This is a genomic window from Streptoalloteichus tenebrarius (assembly GCF_024171885.1).
GTDB classification, from domain to species: domain Bacteria; phylum Actinomycetota; class Actinomycetes; order Mycobacteriales; family Pseudonocardiaceae; genus Streptoalloteichus; species Streptoalloteichus tenebrarius.
Genome location: NZ_JAMTCP010000064.1, coordinates 1 through 23,979, shown reverse-complemented (window position 1 = coordinate 23,979; position 23,979 = coordinate 1). Strand labels below are relative to the sequence as shown.

Sequence of the window (23,979 nt, the reverse complement as noted above, 5' to 3'; positions counted from 1 at the left end):
TCGGTGTGACAGTCCTGGCCGAGTTATCCACATCCCCCGAAGTTATCCACAGCGGAGCGTGATGCTCTTGGACGCTCCGTGTTGGACGGATAGGCTGGAGCGGGGCTCGCCCCCCAGGGCGGGTGGGGGCTGTCCGTGGTGGGGATGGTCCGTGCGGGGTGCGGTGGTCGTGGCCTGACGGGGCGCCTCGTGGAGTGCGGATCAGGCGTGGTCGGGAGCGTTTCGGGCGGGGGCGTCGCCCGTGCTCATCCGAAGTGGACAGTGAGGAGCGGGCGAGGCTCCCGTCGGGACTCGGTCACTTGACCGCGCCGACCGTCATGCCCTCGATGATGCGACGTCCCAGCCAGAGGTAGAGGGCCAGCACCGGCAGGACGAGGATGGCCACCCCGGCGAAGAGCACGCCGTAGTCCGCGCCCGAGTACTGCTGGGTCTGGAGGAAGCCCAGCAACGCCAGGGGAAGCGTCTGCTTCTCGCCGTCCTGGACGAGGACCAGGGCCAGGAGGGTCTCGTTCCACAGCCCGACCAGGTTGAGCAGGAGCGCGGTGAGCAGGCCGCCGCGCGCGAGCGGGAGCGCGATCCGCACGAAGGTCCCGACCACGCCGGCCCCGTCGATCGCCGCGGCCTCCTCGACCTCCTCCGGCAGCGAGCCGAAGAAGCCCGTCAGCAGGAACACCGTGAACGGCGCGGACAGCGCGACGTAGAGCACGAACAGGCCGGTCAGGCTGTTGACGAGCCCCGCGTCCTGCATCATCACGAACAGCGGGACGACGATCACCTGCACGGGAACGCCGACGCCGACCGCGAAGAGCGTGGACAGCGCGCCGGAGGCCCTGGTCCGGGTCCTCGCCAGCGCGTAGGCGGCGGGCGCGGAGACCGCCACGACCGTCACGGACGCGCCGACCACCACCAACACCGTGTTCAGCGCCGCCCGGCCGAAGTCGCTGTCGTTCCACGCCTTCAGGAAGTTCCCGAACTGGCCGGCGGTGTCCAGGCCCCACGGCGACCGGAAGATGGCGGTGTGCTCGCGCAGCGCCGTGAGCAGCATCCAGGCGAGCACCCCGAGGTTGAACGCCACCAGTGACCACACGCACGTGGTGCCGACCCGACGCAACGGGCCGTGCTCGGCGCGCATCGACCTCGCGACCACTCGCCGCGCCCCCTTCCGTGAGCTGTTCCTAGAACTGGACGGACTCGCGCCGCGTCAGTCGGCGCAGCAGGACGACGAGAACGGTGACGGTGGCCAGCGTGACGACGGCGGAGGCCGACGCGTACCCGTACTGGTACTGCGGCGAACGGCCGCCGTAGGTGACGCCGTAGACGAACAGCGCGCTGTTCCAGACGTCCGGGGTCGGCATGTCGTTCGTGGTGCCGCCGAAGGCGTAGACGAACTCGAAGATCTTGAGCGAGGAGATCGTCCAGAGCACCGCCGCCGTGGACACGACGTCCCACGACAGCGGCAGCGTCACGTGCGCGAACCGTTGCCAGCCGGTCGCTCCGGCGAGCGCGCAGTCCTCGTAGAGGTCGGGCGGGATGCGGTCGACGCCGGCCATGATGATGGTGGTGTAGAAGCCGGTGTTGACCCAGACCAGGCCCACCACGATCACCAGGAACAGGTGCTCGCCCAGCCAGTTGGGCCCGTCGGCGCCGGAGACCGCCCGCCACGCGGCGTTGACCAGCCCCTCCGGCGAGCGGAACAGGAAGCCCCAGACCACCGACAGCACCACCGGCGCGACGATGTGCGGGAAGAACAGCACCGCGCGCGCGAACCGCCGCCCGCGCATGTCCCGCAGCACCATGGTCAGCGCGAAGCTCAGCGTGAACGTGGCCGCGCCGACGCCGACCAGGATGACCAGGGTGTTCGCGAACGCGCCGAGGAAGGTCGTGTCGCCGAGCAGGACCCGGTAGTTGTCCAGCCCCCTCGGCTCCGGGTCGCTGATCCCGTTCCACCGGTGGAAGCTGATCCACAGCGAGGCCAGGGACGGGCCGACGAGGAACACCGCGTACAGCGCCAGGGCGGGCATCAGGAACGGCCAGAACAGTCGTCGTCGACGCCGGCCGAGCGGGGTGAGGGCCGCGAGCGGGGTGAGGGCCGAGGGCGCGGTCCTCCGCCGCGAGCGCGCGGGTCGGGTGCCGGCCGGCCCCGGCGCGCCCGTCACCGCCTCCCGGACCTGCCCGGTCGCCGCCGGGGTGGAGCGCCCGGCCATCAGCGGTTCTTCTTCCAGTAGTTGGCCTGCCGCGCGGCCAGCCGCTCCAGGAAGCCGTCCACGTCGGTCACGCCCCTCAGCAACTGGTCGTTGGCCGGCCAGAAGACCTCCTCGACGTAGCCGGGGAAGTCCTGCGCCAGGCCGTCCTGCACGCGCGCCACCGGCAGGGTCCTGGTGGCCTCGGCGAGGTCGGCGAGCTCGTCGGGAACGGGCAGCGCGGGATTGGGCGTCAGGTTGCGGGCGACGGAGGAGATCCGCCCCAGGTGCTCGTCGCGCAGGAAGTGGGCGACGAACCGCTCGGCCGCCTCCGGGTTCCTCGCCCGCCGGGGGATCGCGAAGCCGATCGCCTCGACCGGCACGTACCGCTGCGCGCCCGCGCTGGGCAACGCGGCGAAGCGGTAGCGGAACCCGGGGCGGGCCTTCGGGCCGGTCTCGGCGGGTGCCCAGCTCCCCATCAGCAGGAAGTCGGCCTCGCCCCGCGACCAGCGCTCCTGCACGGCGGGCCACCGGGACCCGTTGTGCCCCGGAGCGAAGAAGCCGTCCCTGACCAGTCCGGCCACGGCGTCGAGGACGGCGCGGACCTCCGGCCGTCGCCACGCGACGCCGGCCGGGTCCCTGGCCAGCTCGTTGACCCGGTCCCTGCCCAGTGCTCCCTGCAATGCGCCGATCGTCCAGAGGGCGTTGTACTGGCTGATGTCGCCGTCGAGCGCCAGCGGGGCCGCGCCCGTCGCCCTGCGCCGGGCCAGCAGGGCGATGAACTCGTCCCAGGTGTTGGGCGGGCGCTCCGCGACCTCCGGCAGGGCGGCGCCGTCGAACCACAACCCGTAGCCGATCACCTCGTAGGGCACCAGGTACGGCTTGCCGTCCTCGCGCACGAGGTCGCCGTACCGGGGCGACACGACGTCGGAGACCCGTCGTCCGTCCACGTCGGCTCCGTACAGGCCGGACAGGTCGCGGTAGGTGCCGGTGGCGACCAGCGTGGCGCGCACCAGGCTCTGGTCCTGGTCGACCAGGTCGGGCAGCACGCCGCCGCGCAGCGCCGGGGCGACCTTCTTCATCACGTCCCTGCCCTGCCACTGGATGACGACGCGCACGCCGTGCTCGCGTTCGAAGGACAGGGCCGCCTCGCGCAGGACGCGCGCCTGCGGCTCGTTCTCCTTCCACATCGACCAGTAGGTCAGGGACCGCCCGTCGCCGGCGTCCGCGTCGGAGCCGCAGGAGGTCGGGGAGAGCGCGAGGGCGCCGGACAGGAGGACGGACAGGAGGGCGGTGCCGCGTCTGCCGTACCGGACCATGGCCACTCCCCGTGTGAGCGAAACCGCGCCGTCCCGTGCGTGATTTCGCTCATGCTGGCGAGCTTCCGATCAGCAGTCAACAGAAGCGACAGCACTTCCTGTGCGAGTAGGCGAGCGAATCGCTCGACAGGACGCAGGACAGGACAGATCCGGACAGCATCCAACAGGGAGGGGGAGGTGGGCCGGTGGCCGGCGTGGCGGTCAGACGCGCAGGACCTCGACGCCGCGCTCCTCGAACCGCCGGACGTCCTCGTCGGTGGCGTCCCGGTCGGTGACGAGCACGTGGATCCCCTCCACCCCGCAGATCCTGGCGAAGGCCCTGGCCCCGAGCTTGGAGGAGTCGGCGACCACGACGACCTTGCGGGCCCTGGCGGCGAGCAGCCGGTTGATGCTGGCCTCCCCCTCGTGGTGGGCGCTGGCGCCCGCCACCGGGTCGACCGCGTCCACGCCGAGGAACGTGATGTCCAGCGTCAGCTCCTCCAGGATCCTGGTGCCGAGGGGGCCGATCAGCTCGTACGACTGCGGGCGGGCCACGCCCCCGGTCACCACCAGCTTCACCTGGGGGCGGACCGCCAGCTCGTTGGCGATGTTCAACGCGTTGGTCACCACCGTGAGCGCCGTCTCGCTCTCGGCGTGGTGCAGGTCGGCGCGCGTGGCCATCGCCCTGGCCACCTCGGTGGCGGTGGTGCCGCCGTTGAGGCCGACCACCGAGCCCCGCGAGGCCAGGGCCGCGGCGGCCCTGCCGATGCGTTGCTTCTCGTCGGCGTGCCGGACGGACTTGTACCGCAGCGGCAGGTCGTAGGACACCGCGTGCGCGACCGCGCCCCCGCGGGTGCGCGTCAGCAACTGCTGGTCCGCCAGGTGGTCCAGGTCGCGGCGGATCGTCGCGGCGGAGACGTCCAGCTCCGCGGCGATCTCGTCGACCTCGATCCGACCACGCTCCGCGAGGATCTCCAGCAGCGCGTTCAGTCGCTCGTACCGGTTCACACCGTCACCTCCACGCCCATGATCGCGCATGGCCTCTCGACGGGCGAGTGCTTGATCGTGCACTATTACGGCATGTTGCGCGCAGTTACTTGCACAAGCGCGCAGTTCTCGCACAGGGAGGCCGCGGGGTGACCGAAGCACACGTGGGGCAGCCGTTCGTCAGCGCCGAGATCGCCACCCAGCCGGACTGCTGGCGACGGGCCGCCGAGCTGGCCGGGCGGTCCGCCGCGGCGACGCCCCGCACCGGCGAGCGCGTGGCCGTCGTCGGCTGCGGGACCTCGTGGTTCGTCGCGCAGTGCTACGCCGCGCTGCGGGAGGCCGCGGGGCAGGGTGAGACGGACGCCTTCGCCGCGTCCGAGTTCCCCCGCCAGCGCTCCTACGACCGGGTGGTGGCCATCACCCGGTCGGGCACGACGACCGAGGTGCTGGAGCTGCTGCGGGCCCTGCGCGGCGGGCCGCGCACGGTGGCGCTCACCGGCGACGGGACCTCGCCGGTCATGGAGCTGGCCGACGAGGTCGTCCTGCTCGACTTCGCCGACGAGCGCTCGGTGGTGCAGACCCGGTTCGCCACCTCGACCCTCGCCCTGCTGCGGGCCAGCCTGGGCGAGTCCGTGGAGCGGGCGGCGGCCGACGCCGAACGCGCGCTGACCGAGCCGCTGGACGGGCTCGTGGCGGCCGAGCAGTTCACGTTCCTGGGCCGGGGCTGGACCTGCGGACTGGCGCAGGAGGCGGCGCTGAAGATGCGGGAGGCCGCCGGCGCGTGGACCGAGGCCTACCCGGCGATGGAGTACCGACACGGCCCCATCAGCGTCACCGGGCCGAACCGGGTCGCGTGGATGTTCGGCGAGCCGCCGACCGGCCTGCCCGCCGAGGTGGCCGCGACCGGGGGACACCTGCGGGCGACGTCCGCCGACCCCATGGCCGACCTGGTGGTGGCGCAGCGGCTGGCGGTCGCGATCGCCCACCGGCGCGGCCTCGACCCGGACAACCCCCGGCACCTGACGCGCTCGGTCGTCCTCGACCAGGTGTGAGCGCGCAGGTGTGAGCGCGGCGGAAACCGAAACGGCGGGTGGTGTAGACCAATGACGGGCGGATGGCGCAGGATCGCAGGCGTGTCATCCCTCCGCTCCGTGGTCGCCGTCGACGTCGGCGGCACCGAGACCAAGGCCGCGTTGGTCACCGGCCGCCCCGGCGAGGCGACCGTGGTCGCCGAACGCCGCCGTCCCACCCCCCGTGCCGACGACGGCGACGCCACCGCGGCCGCGGTCGTCGACTCCGTCCTCGACCTGGCCGCCGAGCTGGGCGGACTCGCCGAGCGGCCGGTGGAGGCGCTGGGCGTGGTCGTGCCGGGGGTGGTCGACGAGGAGCGCGGGGTGGGGGTGCTGTCGGCCAACCTCGGCTGGCGGGACGTCCCGTTCCGCCGCCTCCTCGCCGAGCGCGCCGGGCTGCCCGTCGCCTTCGGCCACGACGTGCGGGCCGGGGGCCTCGCGGAGCTGACCCTCGGCGCGGCCAGGGGCAGCTCCGACGCGGTCTTCCTCCCGATCGGCACCGGCATCGCGGCGGCGCTGATCATGGGTGGTCGCGTGCAGAGCGGAGGGGGATACGCCGGCGAGATCGGACACACCGACATCGGCCACGGCGAACCGTGCGGCTGCGGTCAACGCGGGTGCGTGGAGCGGGTGGCCTCGTCGGCCGCGGTCGCCCGCCGCTACGCGGCCCGCACCGGCCGCGAGGTCCGGGGCGCCGTCGACGTGGCCGAGGCGGTCCGGGTGGGAGACCCGGACGCGGTGGTGGTCTGGGACGAGGCGGTGGACGCGCTGGCCAGGGCGCTGCTGCTGACCTCGACCCTGCTGGGCCCCGAGGTGGTCGTGCTCGGTGGCGGGTTGGCCCTCGCGGGTGACCTGCTCACCGAACCACTGGGGCGGCGGCTCGCCGACCTGATCTCCTTCCAACGCCGGCCGGAGCTGCGGCTGGCCGAACTGGGTGACGCGGCGGGGTGTCTCGGCGCCGCCCTGCTCGCCGTCGACCTGCTGGAGGCGCGATGACCATGCTGCTGCGGGACGGAAGGGTCGTCACCCCGGAGGGGGTGCTCGACGACGGCTGGGTGGCCGTCGACGGCGAGCGGATCGCCGCCGTCGGGTCGGGCCCGGCGCCCGAGGAGCACACCCGGGGGGAGGTCGTGGACCTGGCCGGGCAGTGGGTGGTCCCCGGCTTCGTGGACATCCACTGCCACGGCGGCGGGGGCGCCTCCTTCGGCTCGGCCGACCCCGAGCAGGTGATCGCCGCCGTGGCCGCGCACCGCGCGCACGGCACCACGACCATGCTGGCCAGCCTGGTCACCGAACCCATTCCCGAACTGGCCCGGCAGGTCGCGGTGCTGGCCGAGCTGGCCGAGGACGGCGTCGTGGCCGGCGTGCACCTGGAGGGGCCGTTCCTGGCCGCCGCGCGCTGCGGCGCGCACGACCCCGCCCTGCTCCGGCCCCCGGCCCGCGACGACGTGCGCACCCTGCTGGACGCCGGCCGCGGCGCCGTGCGGATGTGCACGCTCGCGCCCGAGCTGGACAACGCGGTCGAGGCGGTGCGCCAGCTCGTCGACCACGGCGTCATCGCCGCCGTCGGCCACACCGACGCCACCGAGGCCCAGGTGCGGCCGGCGGTCGACGCGGGCGCGACCGTGGCGACGCACCTGTTCAACGGGATGCGCCCGCTGCACCACCGCGAGCCCGGCCCGATCGGCGCGCTGCTCGACGACGAGCGCGTCACCGTGGAGCTGATCTGCGACCTCGTGCACCTGGCGCCCACCGTGGTCCGGCTGGCCGCGCGGCACGCCGGCGCCGGCCGCACGGTGCTGGTCACCGACGCGATCTCGGCGACCGGAGCCGGCGACGGCAGCTACCGGCTGGGCGACCTGGAGGTCACGGTCCGCGGCGGCGAGCCGCGACTGGCCGACGGCTCGCTGGCCGGCAGCACGCTCACCATGGACGCCGCGTTCCGCAACCTCGTCCGGTCCTGCGGGCTCAGCGTCGTGGACGCGGCGTGGGCCAGCGCGACCCGGCCGGCCGCGCTGCTCGGCCTCGCCGAGCGCACCGGCGCGGTCCGCGCGGGGCTGGCCGCCGACCTGGTCGTGCTCGACGCCGACCTGCGCCCGACCCAGGTCCTGCACCGGGGCGCCCCGGTGCCCCGACCATGACGATCCGGAGGTAGACCACCGTGCCGCTCACCCCGACCAGCGCCATCGTCGACGCCGCCGCCCGCGACGGGCGGGGCGTGGGGGCGTTCAACGTCATCCAGCTCGAACACGCCGAGGCGTTGGTCGAGGGCGCCGAACGGGCGGGCGCGCCGGTGGTCCTCCAGATCAGCCAGAACTGCGTCCGCTACCACGGCGCGTTGGAGCCGCTCGCGCTCGCCACGCTCGCCGTGGCGCGGCGCGCGTCGGTGCCGGTGGCGGTGCACCTCGACCACGCGGAGGACGTCGCGCTGGTGCGCGAGGCCGTGGAACTCGGCCTGACCAGTGTCATGTTCGACGCGTCGCGGATGGACTACGCGGACAACGTCCGCGCCACCGCGGAGGTCGTGGAGCACTGCCACCGGCACGGCGTCCACGTGGAGGCCGAACTCGGCGAGGTGGGCGGCAAGGACGGGGTCCACGCGCCCGGCGCGCGCACCGACCCCGGGGAGGCCGCCGCCTTCGTGGAGGCCACGGGCGTGGACACGCTGGCGGTGGCGGTCGGCACGTCGCACGCGATGCTCACCAGGGACGCGTCGCTCGACTTCGAGCTGATCGGGCGGCTGCGCGCGGCCGTTCCCGTCCCCCTCGTGCTGCACGGCTCGTCCGGCGTGTCCGACGAGGACCTCGGCCGCGCGGTGTCCGCGGGGATGACCAAGATCAACATTGCCACGCACCTGAACCGGGCGTTCACCCAGGCGGTGCGGGCCTACCTCGACGCGCACCCGAACACGGTGGACACCCGGAAGTACCTGGCGCCGGGCCGGGAGGCCGTCGCGGCCGAGGTGGCCCGGCTGCTGGGCGTCCTCAAGGCCGCCTGAGAAGGCCGTCCCAGAAGGTCCCCAGAAGGTCCCCTGAAGGTCCTCCGAGGAGGTCCTCCGGGAAGCCCGCCCGAGGAGGCCGTCCGGAGAGGCCGTCCGGGGAGGCCGTCCGGGGAAGCGCCGAAGGGGCCTCCTGGGCGGGGGCACGCGCGTCCGGCCTGGTCATCCGGTGTGGCCGGCCCCTCGTCGGGCCGCCAGCCGCGCCAGGTCGGGCGTCGCTGCCCGATCGTGTGCCTCACCCGCCGGCGGTGGGACGCCGGGCCGTCGTTGATACGGCTCGGGTCGTGTCGCCGATACCTGGACCGGGGTGGTCGGGAGACCATTACGGTTAGGGGGGTGAGCATGGCCGACAACGCGGAGCGGCTGCTCGCGGAGGCGTTGCGGGCGCAGGCCGTGACCGGCGGCGGAGCGGCGCCGGCCAACCAGCCCGCTCCGAGCGAGGAGGAGCCGCCGGCGCCAGCGGGGCTGCCGGCGCGCTGGCTGCTGTTGTTCGCCGTGTTGCTCGGCCTCGCCGTGGGGACGGTCGCCGGACTGATCTCCGTGTTGTGACCCGCACGGGTGAGGCGGTCCCCGCCGGCCACCCGTGATCAGGAAACCCGGTCCGCCCGACGGGTGAGCCCGACGGGCCGGTACCGTGGGTTCTCGTGACGTCCGTTTTGCCCGCCGTCGCGAGCACGGCCGCCCCGCTCGCCCTGGGCCCGAAATGGCTCGACCCGGAATACCTGATCACCTCGATGGGCGCCTTCGCCCTGGTCGGGCTGTGCCTGATCGTCTTCGCCGAGTGCGGGATCCTGGCCTTCTTCCTGCCCGGTGACTCGCTGCTGTTCGTCGCCGGGATGTTCGTGGCCCGCGGCTGGATCGACACCCCGATCTGGCTGGTGTGCCTGCTGCTCACGATCTCGGCGATGCTCGGCAACGTCACCGGCTACGGAATCGGCTGGAAGATCGGCCCGGCGTTGTTCAAACCGAGGTCGCGGTTCCTGAAGAAGGAACATGTCGACAAGACGCACGAGTTCTTCGAGCGGCACGGCGCCCGCGCGATCGTGCTCGCCCGTTTCGTGCCGATCGTGCGCACGTTCATCACCGCGATGGCGGGCGTGGGCCGGATGGACCCGAAGCGCTACTTCACCTACTCGTTCATCGGGGGTGTCGCCTGGGCCGCCGGCGTGACGTTGCTCGGGTACTTCCTCGGCAACATCACGTTCGTCAAGGAGAACATCGAGGCCATCTTCATCGGCATCGTGTTCGTCTCGATCATTCCGATCATCATCGAGTTCGTGCGGAGCCGCCGCGAGAAGAAGCTCGCGCTGGACGTCACGCAGGAGATTCCCCGGCAGCCCCTGCACTGAGGGGGCCGCGCCGAACGCGGAAGCCGGTGCCTGGCGCACCGGCTTCCGTCGTTTCCGGGCCGTCCCACGGGCGTCCCTCGCACTGCCGGACGGACCACAGCCGGCTCACGGCCGCCCCCGGCGGCGCCTGGTCGGACCTGGTCGGGCCTGGTCGGGCCTGGTCGCGCGCCAACGCCCGCGACCGGCCCTCGGCTCATTCCGCGGCGAACATCGACCCCGGGTTGAACAGGTTCCCCGGGTCGAGCGCCGCCTTGATCGCGCGGTGCACGCCGAGCCCGACCGGGCCGATCTCCCGCTCCAGCCACTCCCGCTTGATCTTGCCGACGCCGTGCTCGCCGGTGATCGTGCCGCCCAGGGACAGGCCCAGCTCCAGGATCTCGTCGAACGCCCGCCTCGCCCGCGCGAACTGCTCCTCGGACTCGGGGTCGTACACGATCGTCGGGTGCATGTTGCCGTCGCCCGCGTGGCCGACGACGGCGACGAGCAGGCCGTGCCGCTCCCCGACGGCCTCACAGCCGTTGATCAGGTCGGCGATCCTGGTGCGCGGCACGCAGACGTCATCGGTCAGCCAGGAGCCGTAGACCTCCAGCGACGGCAGCACAGCGCGCCGGGCCGCCATGAGCATCCGTCCCTCGGCCAGGTCAGCCGTCCAGTGGACCAGCTCGCTCCCGGCGTCCGCGCAGATCCGCTCGATCGCGGCGATCTCCCGCCGCGCGGCCTCGCCGCCGCTGTCGGACTGGCACAGCAGCAGGGCCGCGCTGCCGCCGCCCGCGCCCAACTCGGTCTTCAGGTTCCGCTCGACCGCCAGGATGGACGCCCGGTCCATGATCTCCATCAGCGACGGGATCAGGCCCGCGCGCACGATCCGGGTGACGGCCGACGCGGCGGCCGCCGTGGAGCCGAACGCGGCGACCAGGGTGGCCGGCGCCTGGGGCAGGGGGCGCAGCGCGAGGGTCGCGCTGGTGATCACACCGAGGGTCCCCTCGGCCCCGACGAACAGCCGGGTGAGGTCGTAGCCGGCGACCCCCTTCACGGTCCGCCGCCCGGTGCGCAGCAGGGACCCGTCGGCCAACACCACGTCGAGCCCGAGCACCGAGTCGGTGGTGACCCCGTACTTGACGCAGCACAGGCCACCGGCGTTCGTGGAGAGGTTGCCGCCGATCGTGCACCAGTCGTAGCTGGACGGGTCGGGCGGGTAGAACAGCCCGTGCTTCTCGACCGCGTGCCGCAGGTCGAGGTTCACCACCCCCGGCTCCACGACGGCGAGGCGGTTGTCCGGGTCGATCTCCAGGATGCGGTTCATCCTGGTCGTCGCCAGCACCACACAGCCGTCCACGGCGTTCGCCGCGCCGGACAGCCCGCTGCCCGCGCCGCGCGGGACGATCGGGGCCCCGGCCGCCGCGCAGGCGCGGACCACGGCCCGCACCTGGTCGGCGTCGGCGGGCAGGGCCACCGCGCGGGGGACGCCCGCCGGGGCGAGCGGCATCATGTCCCTGCGGTACGACGCGAGGACGTCGGGATCGTCGAGCACCCCCTCCGGCCCCAGCGCCGCGCGGAGTTCCGCCACCAGGTGATCGCTCAGAGTGGTGCTCACCTGACCCAAGGTAGCCCGCTGGCACGATTGGGCCACACCTCCTTTCGAACCAGCCGACGCCCGCGCCGTCAGCACCTACCCTCGGAAAGGTGCAGACCGACCTCGCGGCCGCGGCGAACCTGGCGGCGACGCCGCTGGAGGCGGCGGGCCCGGTCGTCGTCTGGCTCGTGGTGCTGGGCTTCGTGTTCGCGGAGTGCGCGTTCATCGTCGGGCTGTTCCTGCCCGGCGACTCCCTCCTGCTGACCGCCGGCGTGGTGCTGGCGCAGCACGACCACGAGGCGGGCATCTGGCTGCTGTCACTGACCGTGACGCTGGTGGCCGTGGCCGGCAACCAGGTGGGGTACGAGATCGGCGCGCGCACCGGCCTGCGGCTGCTGGCCCGGCGCGGGGGCAGGGTCCTGAACCGGGAGAACCTGGACCGGGCGAAACGGTTCTTCGACCGCTGGGGGTTCTGGGCCATCGTGGCGGCGCGCTGGCTGCCGTGGGTGCGCACGCTGGCGCCCATCCTGGCCGGCGCCGCGCAGATGGACCGGCGGAAGTACCTGGTCGCGAGCGCGACCGGCGCGGTGGTGTGGGCGCCGACGCTCATGCTGGTGGGGTACTACGGGGCCGGGTTGCTCGACCGGAACCCGTGGCTGCGGACGGCGGCGGTGGTCGGGTTCCTGACCTTCGTGATCGGGGGGACGGTCTACGGGCTGTGGCGGTACCGCCAGGAGATCCACCGCCCGGTGGAGGACGGCGAGCGGGTGTCCGCGTCCCCTCGCGGCGACGACTCCTCATCCTCCTGAGGCCCACTCGTCGAGGTTCTTCAGCTCTCAGGGCTCCGGGGTCTCAAGTTTTCGCGGTCCTCAGCGCTTCGGGACCTCAGCGCTTCGGGACCTCGGTGCTTCGGGGCCTCAGGTTTTCGAGGTCATCCAGGTTCGATCCTCCAGGTTCCGAGGGGCCTGACCTGAGGTCCCTCCTCGGGTTCTCTCCTGGGGTCTTCTTGAGGGTTCTCTCCTGGGGGTCTCTTGGAGGTTCTGGCCGCCGGCGCTCCTCGCGGCTTCTGCCGCACACGAACGCCCTGCTTCTGGGGCGCTCTCGGCTCTTCAGGCAAGGGGTTCGGCCCATGCAACCCACTTCCAGGTGAGACATTCCCTCATCCGGGAGCCCAGTTATCCACAGGGCCTTGGGTTATCCCCAGCCTTCGCTTCTTCTCTGCGGCGGCGGGGTCATGCCCGATAGGCTGGAGCGGGGCTCGCCCCCCAGGGCGGGTGGGGGGTCATTCTCTGGTGATCTTGTTCCCCGGCCTCCGGTGGCGAGTGTGTCGTTCATGTCTTCCGCGCGGTGTCAACCCTGTCGCCGCCTTGGGTGACGGGGTTATCCACAGGCGCGGCAGTTGTCCACAGCGGAGCGGTGTGGGCCTCTGTTCAGGGGCGTGCGGCGCTAGGCTGGAGCGGGGCTCGCCCCCCAGGGCGGGTGGGGGCTGTACCTGGGGGAGTGTGCCGGGTTCGGGCGGGTCGGCGGCGGGCAGTGCCGGTCAACGAGCGTCGATCGTGGTCAGTGCCGGTCAACCTGGCGGGCGGGGCCAACCAGGGCCACCGAGGGCCGACCAGGGCCAACCGGGGCCGGTCACTGCCGGGGGATGCCGCCAGGGCCGTGAGCATTGGTCAGCGGACGGCGTGGACGACCAGGTCGGCCGATCCGGCGGTGGGGGCGATCCGCTCCGCGTTGGCCTGGTCGGAGCCCAGCGCGCGGGCGCGCGCCTCGGCGGGGGCGCGGCCGTACCGGAGGTGGCGGGCGACCAGCCGGGCCACCCGGTCCTCCTCGTCGGGCGCGAGGAACCACACCTCGTCCAACACCGCGCGGACCCGCCGCCAGGGCTCGTCGTCCAGCAACAGGTAGTTGCCCTCGGTCACGACCAACGGGATGTCGGGCGGGACCGGGACCGCGCAGGCCACCGGCTCCTCGATCTCGCGGCGGAACTCCGGCGCGTAGACCGTCACCGCGTCGGGCGCGTCCGGCCCGTTGCGGCGCAGCCGGCCGAGCAGGTCCACGTACCCGTGGCCGTCGAAGGTGTCCGGGGCGCCCTTCCGGTCGGCCCTGCCCAGTCGGTCCAGCTCGCGCTGGGCGAGGTGGAACCCGTCCATGCCCACGAGCACCGCCCGGTCGCCGAGGGCGGCGACCAGCCGCTCGGCCAGCGTCGACTTGCCGGCGCCGGGCGACCCGGTGATGCCCAGCAGTCGGCGCCGGCCGGTTCCGGCCAGTGCCGCCGCCCGCGCGACCAGTTCCTCGAACGTGACGTCCACCGCGGCCGCGGTCACCTCGTCTCCTCCCGATCCCGCACCGGCGCCACCCAGGACCTCGGCCCGACATGGCTCACCCTCAGCCCGGCGACGTCGTTGGCCGCCCTGATCAGGGCGGGCAGCTCGGCCGGTCCCGGCACCCTGCCGAGACAGGCCACCCCGAGCGTGAACACGCCGTGCCACACGTCGCCCGCCCCGAGGGTGTCCCTGGCCGGCACCGGCGTGACCGGCTCCTCGCCGGTGGTGGTCCGCTCCCCCGGCCGTCCTCCGCTCGGCGCGCAGCTCCACCGCACGGGCCGGGGTCCGTCGGTCCTGGTCACCACCGGGATGCCGAGTTCGTGCAGCGCCGCGACCGTGTCCGGCGCGCCGGGCACGGCGAAGGACGCCGAACAGGCGCAGACGTCGACCAGCGGCAGCAGTTCGCCGAGCCCCCGCTTCCAGCTCCCGGCGTCCAGCACCACGGGGACGCGGCGCACGCGCGCGGCGCTGGCCGCGGCGAGGGTCGGTCGGGGGTGGTGGCCGTCGACCAGCACGGCGCCGGCGCCGGCCACCAGGTCGTCGAGGAGGTCCGCTGCCGCGGGGACCGCCAGCGCCGAGGCGTTGCGGGACACCACCGTGCGCTCCCCGTCGGACTCGCGCACGGCCACCGCGCTCAGCGCGGGCGGTTCGGCCCGCGTGGGGTCGAGGTCGATCACGCGGACGCCGCACTCCTCCAGGTCGGCGCGGGCGAGGGCGGCGAGCGGGTGCCGGCCGAGGCCGGTGACGAGGGTGGGCCGCCCGCCCGCCGCGGCCACCGCGACCGCGGCGTTCGCCGCCGGCCCACCCGCCGCCACATTCATCCCTGCGGACTGCACCTTTTCACCCGGTGCGGGGAGAGTGGTGACCCACTGCACCAAGTCGACGGTGCAGAGACCGACCAACAGGACGTCCCTCACTCGGCGGTCCCTCCACCGGTTCTCGTCAACCCTGTGCGCACGGCGTCGCGCACCTCCTCCAGCTCACCGTCCGCGCCGACCCGCAGCGCCCCGGTGATGAGCCCGACCACCTCGTTCATGGTGCGCTCCGCCGGGGAGACGAGGGCGACCCTGCGGCCGAGGCGGTGGACGTGGATCCGGTCGGCGATCTCGAAGACGTGCGGCATGTTGTGGCTGATCAGCACGACCGGCAGGCCGCGGTCCCTGATCCGGCCGATGAGGTCCAGCACCTTGGCCGACTCGGCGACGCCGAGCGCGGCGGTCGGCTCGTCCATGATCACCACTCGGGTGCCGAACGCCGCGGCCCTGGCCACCGCGACCCCCTGGCGCTGCCCGCCGGAGAGGGTCTCGACCGGCTGGCTCATGCTCCGCACGCCGATGCCCAGCTCGCCGAGCACCCGCTCGGCCTCCGCGCGCATGCCGCGCGTGTCCAGCAGCCGGAAGACCCGGCCGAGCACGCCGGGCCGCCGGCGCTCCCTGCCGAGGAACAGGTTGCTGGCCACGTCCTGCGCGGGCGCGAGGGCGAGGTCCTGGTACACGGTCTCGATGCCGTGGCGGCGCGCGTCCAGCGGGCCGTGGAACCGGACCGGCCGGCCGTCCACCCTGATCTCCCCCTCGTCGGGGACGAGCGCCCCGGACAGGGCCTTGATCAGGCTCGACTTGCCGGCGCCGTTGTCGCCGACCACGGCGAGGACCTCGCCCGGCATCAGGTCGAAGTCGGACCCGTCGATCGCCGTCACCCTGCCGAACCGCTTGACCAGCGCCCGCGCCGACAGCACCGGCTCCAGGGGCGCGTCCCGCCCGTCGACGCCCGTCATCGTTGCCTCCTCCGCGAGAGCCGGTCCACGGCGACCGCCACGATCACCAGCACGCCGGTCGCGACGTCCTGGTAGAGGTTGTCGATCCCGGCCTGGGTGAGCCCGGAACGCAGCACGGCGACGATCAGCGCCCCCACCAGGGTGCCCAGCACGCTCCCCCGACCGCCGAACAGGCTGGTCCCGCCCAGCACGACCGCCGTGATCGAGTCCAGGTTCCCCGTCTGGAACGCGTTCGGGTCGGCGTTGGGCACCCGGCCCAACGCCTGCCACGCGGCCACACCGTAGACCAGCCCGGCGACCACGTAGACCGACAGCAGGGTGCGCCGCACGTGGATGCCGGACAGGCGGGCGGCCTCCGGGTCGTTGCCGACGGCGTAGACGTGCCTGCCCCAGGCGGTGCGCGTGAGCGAGTACCAGAGCACCAGGTAGAGGGCGAGCGCCACGCCCATGCCGAAGGTGACCTCGATCTGGCCGAACAGGTACTGGCGGGTGCCGAGCCACCCGAGCAGCCCGTCGGTGACCGGGTAGCTCTGGCCGCCCGCGTAGATCCGGCTGGCGGCGGTCAGGATCGTCAGCACGCCCAACGTGACGATGAACGGCGGCAGCCGGAACGCCGTGACGACGCCTCCGGTGGTCAGGCCGACCGCCACCGCGACCGCGACCCCGGCGAGGAGGGTGACCGGGGAGGCGGTCCCGCCGACGGCGAGCTTGGCCATCAGCAGGGTGGCCAGCACGCAGGCGGCGGCGTTGGCGAGGTCGATGCCGCCGGTGAGGATCACCAGGGTCTGGCCGAGCGCCAACGTCCCGACCACCAGGGACTGCTGGACGACGAGGGAGAGGTTGTCGACGTCGAGGAACGTGTCGGTGGTCAACGAGAAGAGCACCACCGCGAACACGAGCGCAACCGCCGGGCCGACCGCCGGGGTGCGCAGCACGAACTCGCTGAGAGCGGCCCTCCTGGGCGCGGTCAGGGACATCGTCGTCACCCCCAGCAGTTCCGCAGGCCCCATGCGGTGTCCTCGCTGTCGACACCGGGGACCGGACGGTCGGTGACCACCGTCGAGCCGGTGTTGACGAACCCGCTGGGCTTCCTGCCGGTCCTGGCGAACTCGACCGCCGCCCGCACGCCCTCCTCGGCCATCTTCTTCGGGAACTGCATGACGGTGACGGCGTACTTGCCCTCCTTGACGTCGCGCACGCCCTGGCAGCCGCCGTCGATCGAGCCGATCACGGCCTGCGCGGCGAGACCGCGGGCCTGGAGGGCGGCGTGCGCGCCCCTGGCCGCGGGTTCGTTGAGCGTGTAGACGGCGTTCACGTCGCCGGCGCGCTGGAGCAGGTTCTCCATCGCCTGCTGGGCCTTGTTCTGGTCGCCGTTGGTGGGCTCCTTGGCCAGCACCCGCGGGTCCTCCTCGGCCAGGCCGACGCCGTCGAGGAAGCCGCGGTGGCGCTGCTCGTCCACGGTGCCGCCGGGTGTGCCGTCGAGCATGAGCAGCCGGGGCTCGCGCCCGGCCAGGGCGGCCCGGACGTACCGGCCCTGCGCGCGGCCCGCCTCGACGTTGTCGGTGGCGAAGGTGGCGTCGACGGCGTCCTTGGGTTGGGTCTCGGTGTCCAGCGCGACCACGAGGATCCCCCTGTCCCTGGCGTGCCGGATCGCGCCGAGGATCCCGGTCGAGTTGCTCGGCGTGACGAGGATGGCGTTCACGCCCTGCTGCACGAGGTTCTCCAGCGCGGCCACCTGGCCGTCGTTGTCGCCGTCGAACTTGCCGGCCAGCGCGACGAGCTCGGCCCCGTCCTGGGCCGCCCGCGCCTTCGCCGCCTCCCGCAACGCGACGAAGAACGGGTTGCTGTCGGTCTTGGTCACCAGGCCGATCCTGACCCGGCCGTCGGGGCCGGCGCCGCCGGTGCGCCCGGTCCGCTGGCTCGTGCAGGCCGTGCCCGCCATCGCGAGCGCGCCGGCGAGCAGCACGGCGACACCGCGTCCGGACCGGCCGAGGGGACCTCGTCGTCCCATTGCCTGCCTCCCTGATCCCTGCGCCCCCGAGGGGCGAGCGGCCAACAGGTGGCGGGGAAGCTAGCCGGCCCGGTTGACGAGTGCCAAGCGTTTGCGCAAACGTTTGCACCCGTGGTCACCATGCGCGATGTCGCCCACCTCGCGGGAGTCTCGATCACGACGGTCTCGCACGTCGTGAACGGGACCAGGGCGGTGGCGGACGAGACGAGGCGGCGGGTGCTCGACGCGGTCGCCGCGACGGGCTACACGGGCAACGCGATCGCCCGTTCCCTGGTCACCGGGGGCACGCGGTCGCTGGGCGTGGCGATCTCCCTGGTGGCCAACCCGTACTTCGCCGAGCTGATCCACGCCATCGAGAGCGAGGCCAGCCGCGCCGGGTTCACGTTGATCCTGGTCGACACGCACGACCAGCCGGAGGCCGAGCACGCGGCGGTGCGCGCGCTGCGCTCGCGCAGGGTGGACGGGATGCTGCTGACGCCCTCGCCCGGCGCGGCGACCACGGTGCTGCCCGAGCTGCGGCAGCTCGGCGTGCCCACGGTGCTGGTGGACCGGCTGCCGGGCTCGGGGCTGGTGGACCAGGTGGGGCCGGAGAACGTCGGGGCCATGGCCGCGCTGGTCGAGCACCTGACGGAGCTGGGCCACCGGCGGATCGGGTTGGTGAGCGGCGCGGCCGGCCTGACGACGACGAGCGAGCGGGTGCACGGGTACCGGTTGGGGCTGCACCGTTCCGGGCTGGAGTTGGACGAGGAGCTGATGGCCTCCGGCGGTTCCGCCGTGAAGCCCGCCGAGGCGGCGTTGCGCCGCCTGCTCACCCTGCCGGACCCGCCCACCGCCGTGGTGGCCGCGAACAACAACATGATGGTCGGCGTGCTGCACGCCGCCAGGGAGCTGGACGTGAAGGTCGGCGTCGATCTGGCGGTGGTGGGATACGACGAGGTGGAGTGGGCCGACCTCGTCGATCCTCCGCTCACGACGATGGCGCAGCCGATCGCGGAGATCGGGCGCACCGCGGTGCGCATGCTGCTCTCCCGGATCGCCGATCCCGACCAGCCCCCGCGCACCGTCCGGCTTCCCGCGCGTTTCATGCACCGTCGTTCGTGCGGCTGCACCGGTCCCTGATCGGTACCGGTCCCTGATCGGTCCGCCCGCTCGTCGTCTCACGAACCCGCCCGGGCTGTCCTCACCGGTGTCCGGGCCGCGTTTCGAATGGGGTTTCATGCGTCTGAGGCACGTTCTCCCCGTGCTGGTCTCCGATCGACGTTGACGGTGAGGAGACCGCGGATGCGGGCAGCCTTCGGCCTCGGTACGTCATCACCGCCTGTTGGACCCCGAACGTGACGCCGATGCCGAGCCGCAGGGCATTGTCGCGAAACGGTTTCCCGAACGCCACGGCCGCGAACGCCCTGAGCCCCAGCCGAGCGGCGAGAGTGGCCAACCGCAGCAGCAGTGTCACCCGCCCGCCCCTGCGGTAGACGCGTCCGCCCGCGTCCCGCCACATCGGCATGGTGCGTGCGGCCGCGGAGGACGCCGAACACCACCGACACGACCAGCCCGAGGACCAGGAACACGGTCCCGGCCGTGGTCGCGCTCGCGGGACCGGGCGGAACGCGGCCGCGCACGACCGGGAGGGCGACCCCACAGGTACGTCAGCGGCCGGACCGCCCGTGCGGAGAACTGGCTCACCACGATCACCGCGGTGATCCCAACGACGAACAGCGGGTTGGGTGTTACGGGGCTGGTTTGCCGCCGGCCAGGTGAACGGCGAACACGGAGGACAGGGCGGGGCGGAACGCGGCGTCGTGCTCCTGGCCCGCCGGGTCGTGGCCGAGCCCGGTCAGCCCCGTCCGCCTGCCCAGCGCGGAGCCGTGCGCGGCGGACAACCCGAGCAGGACCACCGTCTCGATCCGGGCCGTGTCCGGGGCGTCGCGGTCGGGCAGGATCAGTCGGCTGCCGGCCTTCATGGCGTCGACCAGATCGCACAGCCCCTCCCGACACCGGGTCGACGTCCTCGTCGTGCAGCGCCGACCAGGCGCACAGACGCAGTGGCTCTCATCCGCGAGCGTCTCGAACAGCACCTCCGTCATCCCGCCCGCGTACGGGACACCCCGGTCGGCTCGCATCCGTTCCCGGACCCGTTCCCGCTGCCGCTCGTTGGCAAGGCGGGCATTAGCGACCGCGACAGGAGAACGGCGGGCGAGTTCGCTCATGTGCGCGCGACGGACTCTGACTGGTCCGCGCACCGCACCGGGCTGTGACATCCCGGCGCACGACGTCGCTGATCGTTTGTGTTTTTCCTTGTGGGACAACAACAACCAGTACTCGCAGACCTTGTCCGCCGGAAGTGCTCACATACCGAGCGGACGTTTCCGAGCCCCGGAGCATGAGATCCGGCGACGAAAGCACCACCGCAGGCGTTCGAGGCGCACCCGCGACTGTCCTCAGTGGACGTGTGAACCGAGGCGGAGGTGCTCGTCGTCCCAGGCGGGCAGGGGGTCGGGGAGCACGCGCCAACCCTCCCGGCCCAGCGCCAGCTCCTCGTCGGTCAGCAACGCGGGGTCGAGACGGCGGTAGGGCTCGTCGGGGTCGAGCCCGAGGCCGATGAAGGCGATCTCCTGTCCACGTTGTCCGTCCCATGTGGACCACAGCGCCGCCGGCTCCAGTGTGAGGTTCGGCCCGGCCTGGGACCACAGCCCCGCCACGTCGGGTCGGGAGGCGATCCAGAGGAAACCCTTGCTGCGCAACAGTTCCGGCCACTCCCTCCGCAGCGCGCGGTCGAGCCGCTCCGGGTGGAACGGGCGGCGCGCTCGGTAGACGACGCTCCGGATGCCGTACTCCTCCGTCTCCGGTGTGTGCGTCCCGGCGAGCTCCCGCGCCCAGCCCGGCGCTTCCGCCGCCGCGTGCCGGTCGTAGCGCCCCGTGTCGAGCAGCTCGGTCAGGGGGAGGACGCCGTGACTGGTGCGCACCCGGCGCGCGGTCGGGTTGAGCTGTTCGACCACCGCCTCGACCCGGGCGAGGTGGTCGGCGTCCACGAGGTCGGTCTTGTTCAGCACGACCAGGTCGGCGAACTCCACCTGGTCGACGACGAGCGCGGCGACGCCCCGCTCGTCGGCCGCGTCGACGCCCAGGCCTTCCCCGGCGAGCGTGGCGTCGGCCAGGACGAGGTCGAGGAACGTGGACACGTCGACCACGGTGGTCATCGTGTCGAGGCGGGCGACGTCGTGGAGGGAGACGCCGTCCTCGACGTCCCACTCGAAGGTGGCCGCCACCGGGAGCGGCTCGGAGATCCCGGTCGACTCCACCACGACGGCGTCGAACCGACCCTGCCGCGCGAGCGCGGCGACGCTCTCCAGCAGGTCGGCGCGCAGGGTGCAGCAGATGCAGCCGTTCGTCAGCTCGACGAGGCGCTCCGGCGCGCGCTCCAGGTGCCCGCCGACCAGGGCGGCGTCCACGTTGATCTCGCTCATGTCGTTGACGACCACCGCGACCCGCCTGCCCTCCCGGTTGGCGAGCAGGTGGTTGAGCACGGTGGTCTTGCCGCTGCCGAGGAAGCCGGACAGCACGGTGACGGGCACACGAGACATGCCCGAGATGATAATCGTTGTCACTTACACCCGGGGTCGCCGGTCAGAGACTCCCGGGAGCGCGTCGGACGGTGAGGCCGCCGCGCTCCAGCAACGCCGCCGCCTCCAGCGCCATCCAGCCCGAGAGCTGCACCGAGAGGTCCTGCTCGGCGGGCGCGACGGTCCGGACCGAGCCACCCCGGGCCCGGTGGGGACGGGGCTCGTCCGGCAGGCACGCGGGCATCGACCAGTCCGGGCCGAACAACGGCCCGCCCGGCCCGCCCGCCCTGTTCCGCCACGCGCCCTCCGCCGAGAACAGCACCAGGTCCGCCGCGAGGTGCCGGGCCTCCGGCGCGCTGTACAACCGGAGCGCGGCCTGCGCCAGGTAGCGGGTGAGGATGCCGGTGAACAGGCCGCCGTCGCCGCCGCCGTGCCCGCGCAGGACGCCGTGCTGGCTGGTCAGGTGCCGGGCGACCGCGTCGATCGTGCGCATCGCCCTGCGGGTCCACGTCGGGTCGCCGGTGGCGTCCGCCAGCTCGACGTAGGCCCCCAGCAGCACGCCCTGACAGTAGGTGTAGATCGTCTTCTCGACGTCCCTGATCGTCCCGTCCCTGTTCACCCGCAGCCCGTCCCAGACCAGGCCCGTCCTGGGGTCGACGAGGTGCTCCTCGATCCACTCCGCGATGGCGCGGGCGCGGGCGAGGTCGTCGGGGTCGCCGACGGGCGGGCCGTCCGCCGCCAGCCGGACGAACAGGATCGCGGCGGGCCCGTTGGCCGGCACGTTCTTGAAGTCGTCCCTGCGCCGCCACCAGATGCCGCCGCCGCCGGCGTCGGTCCAGCCGCGCCGCAGCCTCCTGGCGATCTCGGCCAGCGCCCTCGGCCGGTCGACGCCGGCGACCTTGCCGGCCCGGTGCAGGGCGAGCCCGAGCCAGGCGATGTCGTCGTAGTACCGGTTGGTCCAGCTCGTGATGTTGCGGAGCCGCACGCCCCTGGTCAGGGCGCGGACCGTCGCCACCCGCTGGACGGTCGGCCGCCGGAGCTGGGCGTCGACCACGCAGTCCAGCAGGTGCGCCTGCCACCAGTAGTTCCACCACACGAACCAGCGCTGGCCGGAGGTGGCCGGCCAGCGCGTGGTGCCCAGCAGGGTCGCGGGCATCCACCACACCCGGCGCAGGTGCCTGGTCCAGACGCCACGTTCGGCCACGCCGGCCCGGGCCGCCCACAGCCGGGGCCGCTCCACCGCTGCCGCCGACTGCTCGATCATGACCCCATGGTCGGGGGTGAACCGATCCAGAGGCAGCGCGAACGGGCGATCGGCCGAAACATCTTCACCAAGCTGTGTCCAGGTCAGCGTGCTGCCGCACCCAGGTGTGCATCACGACGCCGGCGGCGACGCCCGCGTTGACGGACCGGGTGGAGCCGAACTGGGCGATGGAGACGACCAGGGCGGCTCCGGCCCGCGCCTCCTCGGTGAGGCCCGGCCCCTCCTGGCCGAACAGCAGCAGGCTCCGGCGGGGCAGCTCGGTGCGCTCCAGCCGCACCGCGTCCGGGGTGTTGTCCACCGCGACGACGACCAGGTCCTGGGCTCGGGCGTAGTCGAGGAGGTCGCCCACCTGGGGGTGGTGGTGGATGTGCTGGTAGCGGTCGGTGACCATGGCGCCGCGCCGGTTCCAGCGGCGCCGCCCCACGACGTGCACGGCGCGCGCGAGGAACGCGTTGGCCGTGCGCACGACCGTCCCGATGTTGTGGTCGTGCTGGAAGTTCTCGATGGCCACGTGGAAGTCGTGTCGCCGGGCGTCCAGGTCGGCCACGATCGCCTCGCGGCGCCAGTAGCGGTAGCGGTCCACGACGTTGCGCCGGTCGCCCTCGGCCAGCAGCTCGGGGTCGTACCGGTCGTCGGTCGGCCACGGCCCCCGCCACGGTCCGACGCCGACCTCGGGTCGGTCACCGCCCCATTCGGTGGGTCCTGGCTCCAGTTCCTCGCGCACCGCGCCACCTTAGGTAACCGCCCAGCCAGGACACGGCGACGACCGAGGCCGCGAGCACCTGGGCGACCAGCACGTACCGCGTCGGGTAGAGCACGCCGCTGACGTAGGTGTCGATGAACGCGCCCACTCCCGGCTGCCCCGCCGCCCGCCGGAAGTGGTCCTCCAGCATGGTGAGCGGGCAGTCCAGCCAGGGGACCGTGACGATGAGCGCGCCCCAGGTCACCGCGACGAGGTGCGGCGCGAACGCCCTCGGCCACCGCCACGCGAGGAAGCCGCCGAACACCACGTAGGCCAGGAAGGCGAAGTGCGTCAGCATCGTGGCTTGGGCGAGCAGGCTGGCCATGGGACCTCCCATGCCCAGCGTAGGTCGACATCCCCGATTCGGCTGATCAGCGGATCGGGTGACCAGAGCCCCACTGTCCGCCCCAACGGCCACAGCCCGCCGCTTGGAGCGGCCAGCCACCCCCGAACGGGCTATCCCTGAGGGCGATCCGCGACTCCTTGCCCCGGCAAGGAGTCAACCCGCGAGGACGGCGACGGCCCGGCGACGGGGTGGGGCCGTGACGGGGTGGGGCGGCGGGCCGGCGACGGGGTGGGGCCGTGACGGGGTGGGGCGGCGGGCCGGCGACGGGGTGGGGCCGTGACGGGGTGGGGCGGCGGGCCGGCCGCCCCACCCCCGCGGATCACGCCAGGCCCAGGTCGGCCAGGGACAGCAGGTACCGGTAGGGCAGCCCCTCGGCCTCGATCGCCTCCCGGGCGCCGGTCGCGCGGTCGACGATCGTCGCCACGCCGACGACCTCCGCCCCGGCCTCGCGCAGCGCCTCCACGGCGGTCAGGACGCTGCCGCCCGTGGTCGAGGTGTCCTCG

24 protein-coding genes are annotated in these 23,979 nt (G+C 73.3%); 8 read left to right on the top strand and 16 right to left on the bottom strand.

Annotation, left to right across the window (positions count from 1 at the left end; translation table 11 throughout):
- Positions 1-295: 295 nt before the first annotated feature.
- The 4 genes from LX15_RS30340 to LX15_RS30325 form a co-directional block, all read right to left on the bottom strand.
- The gene (locus LX15_RS30340) at positions 296-1,147 is read right to left on the bottom strand and encodes a carbohydrate ABC transporter permease (protein ID WP_253674452.1); all 852 of its coding nucleotides are present in this window, start codon (positions 1,145-1,147) and stop codon (positions 296-298) included.
- Positions 1,148-1,175: 28 nt separating this feature from the next.
- Positions 1,176-2,204 carry a carbohydrate ABC transporter permease gene (locus LX15_RS30335; protein WP_253674451.1) on the bottom strand — a complete coding sequence of 343 codons (1,029 nt, stop codon included), beginning with the start codon at positions 2,202-2,204 and terminating at the stop codon, positions 1,176-1,178.
- Positions 2,204-3,499 carry an ABC transporter substrate-binding protein gene (locus LX15_RS30330; protein WP_253674450.1) on the bottom strand — a complete coding sequence of 432 codons (1,296 nt, stop codon included), beginning with the start codon at positions 3,497-3,499 and terminating at the stop codon, positions 2,204-2,206. The genes LX15_RS30335 and LX15_RS30330 overlap by 1 nt, the downstream gene beginning before the upstream one ends.
- 201 nt (positions 3,500-3,700) lie before the next feature.
- Complete coding sequence (locus tag LX15_RS30325) at positions 3,701-4,486, bottom strand: DeoR/GlpR family DNA-binding transcription regulator (protein WP_253674449.1); 786 nt, start codon at positions 4,484-4,486, stop codon at positions 3,701-3,703.
- Between the two features lie 143 nt (positions 4,487-4,629).
- On the opposite strand from LX15_RS30325, the gene LX15_RS30320 reads away from it, so the two are divergent.
- From LX15_RS30320 to LX15_RS30295, 6 genes are all read left to right on the top strand, one after another.
- Positions 4,630-5,517: an SIS domain-containing protein gene (locus tag LX15_RS30320; protein WP_253674455.1), complete on the top strand. Its 888-nt coding sequence runs from the start codon at positions 4,630-4,632 to the stop codon at positions 5,515-5,517.
- Between the two features lie 51 nt (positions 5,518-5,568).
- Positions 5,569-6,531, top strand: coding sequence for an ROK family protein (locus LX15_RS30315; protein ID WP_372502820.1), 963 nt, complete (start codon positions 5,569-5,571; stop codon positions 6,529-6,531).
- Entirely contained in the window at positions 6,528-7,676 is a 1,149-nt protein-coding gene (gene nagA, locus LX15_RS30310) for an N-acetylglucosamine-6-phosphate deacetylase (RefSeq protein ID WP_253674446.1), read from the top strand. Before LX15_RS30315 ends, nagA begins: the two co-directional genes overlap by 4 nt.
- A gap of 20 nt (positions 7,677-7,696) precedes the next feature.
- A complete protein-coding gene (locus LX15_RS30305) occupies positions 7,697-8,533 on the top strand; it encodes a class II fructose-bisphosphate aldolase (RefSeq protein WP_253674445.1) in 837 nt (278 codons plus the stop codon).
- 342 nt (positions 8,534-8,875) lie between these two features.
- On the top strand, positions 8,876-9,082 hold the full coding sequence (locus LX15_RS30300) for a hypothetical protein (protein WP_253674454.1): 207 nt from the start codon (positions 8,876-8,878) through the stop codon (positions 9,080-9,082).
- Between the two features lie 95 nt (positions 9,083-9,177).
- A complete protein-coding gene (locus tag LX15_RS30295) occupies positions 9,178-9,882 on the top strand; it encodes a DedA family protein (protein WP_253674444.1) in 705 nt (234 codons plus the stop codon).
- A gap of 193 nt (positions 9,883-10,075) precedes the next feature.
- On the opposite strand, the gene LX15_RS30290 is transcribed toward LX15_RS30295, so the two are convergent.
- Positions 10,076-11,476, bottom strand: coding sequence for an FAD-binding oxidoreductase (locus LX15_RS30290; RefSeq protein WP_253674443.1), 1,401 nt, complete (start codon positions 11,474-11,476; stop codon positions 10,076-10,078).
- Between the two features lie 89 nt (positions 11,477-11,565).
- Here LX15_RS30290 and LX15_RS30285 point away from each other — a divergent pair, with 89 nt between their 5' ends.
- Entirely contained in the window at positions 11,566-12,264 is a 699-nt protein-coding gene (locus LX15_RS30285; RefSeq protein WP_253674442.1) for a DedA family protein, read from the top strand.
- A gap of 861 nt (positions 12,265-13,125) precedes the next feature.
- On the opposite strand, the gene LX15_RS30280 is transcribed toward LX15_RS30285, so the two are convergent.
- Genes LX15_RS30280 through LX15_RS30260 form a run of 5 tightly spaced genes read right to left on the bottom strand, consistent with a single transcriptional unit; the run spans position 13,126 to position 17,564 of the window.
- Positions 13,126-13,779, bottom strand: a complete 654-nt coding sequence (locus LX15_RS30280; RefSeq protein WP_253674441.1) for a nucleoside/nucleotide kinase family protein — start codon at positions 13,777-13,779, stop codon at positions 13,126-13,128.
- Complete coding sequence (locus LX15_RS30275) at positions 13,776-14,696, bottom strand: PfkB family carbohydrate kinase (protein WP_253674440.1); 921 nt, start codon at positions 14,694-14,696, stop codon at positions 13,776-13,778. The genes LX15_RS30280 and LX15_RS30275 overlap by 4 nt, the downstream gene beginning before the upstream one ends.
- Positions 14,693-15,553, bottom strand: coding sequence for an ATP-binding cassette domain-containing protein (locus LX15_RS30270; RefSeq protein WP_253674438.1), 861 nt, complete (start codon positions 15,551-15,553; stop codon positions 14,693-14,695). Before LX15_RS30270 ends, LX15_RS30275 begins: the two co-directional genes overlap by 4 nt.
- Positions 15,550-16,563 carry an ABC transporter permease gene (locus LX15_RS30265; protein ID WP_253674436.1) on the bottom strand — a complete coding sequence of 338 codons (1,014 nt, stop codon included), beginning with the start codon at positions 16,561-16,563 and terminating at the stop codon, positions 15,550-15,552. Before LX15_RS30265 ends, LX15_RS30270 begins: the two co-directional genes overlap by 4 nt.
- Positions 16,536-17,564 carry a substrate-binding domain-containing protein gene (locus LX15_RS30260; RefSeq protein WP_372502819.1) on the bottom strand — a complete coding sequence of 343 codons (1,029 nt, stop codon included), beginning with the start codon at positions 17,562-17,564 and terminating at the stop codon, positions 16,536-16,538. Before LX15_RS30260 ends, LX15_RS30265 begins: the two co-directional genes overlap by 28 nt.
- A 120-nt stretch (positions 17,565-17,684) precedes the next feature.
- Between LX15_RS30260 and LX15_RS30255 the strand changes: the two genes are divergently transcribed.
- Positions 17,685-18,683, top strand: a complete 999-nt coding sequence (locus tag LX15_RS30255; protein ID WP_253674434.1) for a LacI family DNA-binding transcriptional regulator — start codon at positions 17,685-17,687, stop codon at positions 18,681-18,683.
- A 608-nt stretch (positions 18,684-19,291) separates the two neighbouring features.
- Here LX15_RS30255 and LX15_RS30250 read toward each other — a convergent pair.
- From LX15_RS30250 to LX15_RS30225, 6 genes are all read right to left on the bottom strand, one after another.
- Positions 19,292-19,771, bottom strand: coding sequence for a hypothetical protein (locus tag LX15_RS30250; RefSeq protein ID WP_253674431.1), 480 nt, complete (start codon positions 19,769-19,771; stop codon positions 19,292-19,294).
- Between the two features lie 231 nt (positions 19,772-20,002).
- Positions 20,003-21,145 (bottom strand): GTP-binding protein, encoded by a 1,143-nt coding sequence (locus tag LX15_RS30245; protein ID WP_253674429.1) that lies wholly within the window; start codon positions 21,143-21,145, stop codon positions 20,003-20,005.
- 43 nt (positions 21,146-21,188) lie between these two features.
- Positions 21,189-22,388 carry a glycoside hydrolase family 76 protein gene (locus LX15_RS30240; RefSeq protein ID WP_253674427.1) on the bottom strand — a complete coding sequence of 400 codons (1,200 nt, stop codon included), beginning with the start codon at positions 22,386-22,388 and terminating at the stop codon, positions 21,189-21,191.
- A gap of 64 nt (positions 22,389-22,452) precedes the next feature.
- Positions 22,453-23,112 carry a TrmH family RNA methyltransferase gene (locus tag LX15_RS30235; protein ID WP_253674425.1) on the bottom strand — a complete coding sequence of 220 codons (660 nt, stop codon included), beginning with the start codon at positions 23,110-23,112 and terminating at the stop codon, positions 22,453-22,455.
- Positions 23,069-23,455 (bottom strand): DUF2784 domain-containing protein, encoded by a 387-nt coding sequence (locus LX15_RS30230; RefSeq protein WP_253674423.1) that lies wholly within the window; start codon positions 23,453-23,455, stop codon positions 23,069-23,071. Before LX15_RS30230 ends, LX15_RS30235 begins: the two co-directional genes overlap by 44 nt.
- A 340-nt stretch (positions 23,456-23,795) precedes the next feature.
- On the bottom strand, positions 23,796-23,979 hold a 184-nt coding region (locus tag LX15_RS30225), incomplete at its 5' end, for a phosphoribosyltransferase family protein (RefSeq protein WP_301305517.1).